The organism is Kitasatospora sp. NPDC036755 (genome assembly GCF_040636595.1).
Taxonomy (GTDB): Bacteria; Actinomycetota; Actinomycetes; order Streptomycetales; family Streptomycetaceae; genus Kitasatospora.
Genome location: NZ_JBEZUT010000627.1, coordinates 1 through 1,957, shown reverse-complemented (window position 1 = coordinate 1,957; position 1,957 = coordinate 1). Strand labels below are relative to the sequence as shown.

The following is a 1,957-nucleotide window of genomic DNA, read 5'->3' as shown; positions in this document are numbered from 1 at the left end:
GGCCGCCGCGGCGGCGTCCGGCTGTTCGACGCCTTCCGCGGCCCGCACTGGACGCTGCTCACCGTCGGCACGGACGCCCCGCTGCCCGGCGTCACCGCCCCGGTGGTCCGCGTCCCGGCCTACGAGGCGTACGGCACCGGCGTGTTCCTGATCCGGCCGGACGGCTACCTGGGCTGGGCCGGTGCGACGGCCGACGGCCTCGCCGCCTACGCGGGCCGACAGGGGCTGCTCGCCCCCTGACCGGGCGGCCGGCCCGGCGGCCGGTGGGTCACCGGCCGGACCGGGCGCGGCGCTCGCTCAGTGCGGGGGCTCCCGCAGGCCGGCGTCGTGGGCCGGCTCGGTGATCTCGTACTCGGGGCCGTCCCGGGGCCCCTTCTCCTCCTCGTGCGCGGGCGGCGGGGCGCCCTCGCCGGTCATCCGGGACTCGGGGGTCTCCGTCGGGGCCGGAGGGTCCCGGGGAGCGGCTTCGTGCCGGTCTGTCATGGGGGTCCACCTCCTCTCGTCGGCGGGGGCCCGGCCAAGGGACCCCGGACGGCGCCTGCCCGGGCCGCGGGCTTCCATGCGCGGACCCGCGGCCCGGTCCCGCGGGGGCGGACCCGCGGCCCGGTCCCGCGGGGGCGGTCGCGTCAGGCGCGGGCCTCGGCCGCGGCCTTGAGGTCGTGCAGCCAGCCTTCGAGGCCCTGGCGGAGGATGTCGGTGGCGGCGGGGACGTTCGCGTCGACCTGGGGGCCGGTGTGGGTCTCCTCGGTGCGGACCAGGACGCCGCCGGGGACCTCGGTGAAGTTCCAGACGTGGACGCCGTCGATCCGCAGCCCGGTCGCGACCGCCGGGCCGGTCCAGCGGAGGCAGGTGCCGGGGCGCAGCTGCCGGACGGTGGACGTGATCTCCAGGCGGGGGTCGGTCGACGCGGGGTTCGGGGGCAGCGGGGTGGACCAGTGGAACGCCGACCCCGGGCGCAGCGGGCCGCTGTCGAGGCGCTCGGCGTCCTGCACCGCGGCCTGCCAGTCGGGCCAGTGCGCCACGTCGGTCTGGAGCCGCCAGACCGTCCGCAGCGGCGCGTGGACCACGGCCTCGGTCCGGTAGCGGACCCGGGCGTCCGGGTCGACGCCGGCCCCGTGGCAGGTGAGCGAGGAGCCGGGCCGGTGCGGTGCGGCGGCCGAGGCCGGAGCGACGGCGGCGGCGAGCAGGCCGAGGGCCAGCGGGACGGCCGCGAGGGCGGTGCGGGTGGCGGTGCCGAGGGTGGCGGTGCTGCGCGTGGCGGACATGGAACTCCCCATTCACTGGTCGGCCGTCGGGGCGGCACGGGCGCCGTGAGCTAGATGCTCACGCCTTCGCTAGAAGTTGTAACGCGGGACCGGCCTGAGGGTCAACCACCCTCGTGATACCTTCTAACAGAAGCGTGGAGCTGTAGTCGGACGGTGAGGGGAGCGGGCAGCCGATGGCGAGGACGGGTGCGGACGGCCCGCGCGAGCGCTACCGCGCGCAGGTGCGCGAGGAGGTCAAGGCGCACGCCTGGGAACAGATCGCCACGGCCGGCGCCTCCGGGCTCTCCGTCAACGCGATCGCCAAGCGGATGGGCATGAGCGGCCCCGCGCTCTACCGCTACTTCGCCGGCCGCGACGAACTGATCACCGAACTCGTCCGGGACGCGTACCGCGGCCTCGCCGACACCCTCGGCGCGGCCGCCGCCGGGGGCGCCGACCTGGCCGGGCTCGCCCGCGCCCTGCGCGCCTGGGCCCTGGCGGACCCCCAGCGCTACTTCCTGATCTACGGCACCCCCGTGCCCGGCTACCGGGCGCCCGAGGACACCACCGCCATCGCCTCCGAGGTCATGCGGACGCTGGTCGACGCCTGTGCGGCGCTCGGGCTGCGGCTCAACCCGGCGGACGTGCCCGCGCCGTTCGGCAAGGGCGCCTCGATGGGCGACCTGGAGGTGCTCTGCGACCGGGCGCCGCTG

General features: G+C 77.4%; 3 protein-coding genes and 1 pseudogene. 2 read left to right on the top strand and 2 right to left on the bottom strand.

The window, feature by feature from the left end:
- A pseudogene (locus AB0E96_RS40685) lies at positions 1-240 on the top strand (pentachlorophenol monooxygenase); the annotation flags it as partial.
- 57 nt (positions 241-297) lie between these two features.
- Here AB0E96_RS40685 and AB0E96_RS40680 read toward each other — a convergent pair.
- Both AB0E96_RS40680 and AB0E96_RS40675 read right to left on the bottom strand, forming a co-directional pair.
- Complete coding sequence (locus AB0E96_RS40680) at positions 298-483, bottom strand: hypothetical protein (RefSeq protein WP_359831829.1); 186 nt, start codon at positions 481-483, stop codon at positions 298-300.
- Between the two features lie 143 nt (positions 484-626).
- A complete protein-coding gene (locus AB0E96_RS40675; RefSeq protein ID WP_359831828.1) occupies positions 627-1,265 on the bottom strand; it encodes an SRPBCC family protein in 639 nt (212 codons plus the stop codon).
- Positions 1,266-1,438: 173 nt separating this feature from the next.
- Here AB0E96_RS40675 and AB0E96_RS40670 point away from each other — a divergent pair.
- The coding region (locus AB0E96_RS40670; protein ID WP_359831826.1) for a TetR/AcrR family transcriptional regulator at positions 1,439-1,957 on the top strand (519 nt) is incomplete at its 3' end.

What these genes read in the sequence shown, in the direction of transcription:
- AB0E96_RS40680 (WP_359831829.1), bottom strand. Translation starts at nt 483, where the DNA reads ATGACAGACCGGCACGAAGCCGCTCCCCGGGACCCTCCGGCCCCGACG.
- AB0E96_RS40675 (WP_359831828.1), bottom strand. Translation starts at nt 1,265, where the DNA reads ATGTCCGCCACGCGCAGCACCGCCACCCTCGGCACCGCCACCCGCACC.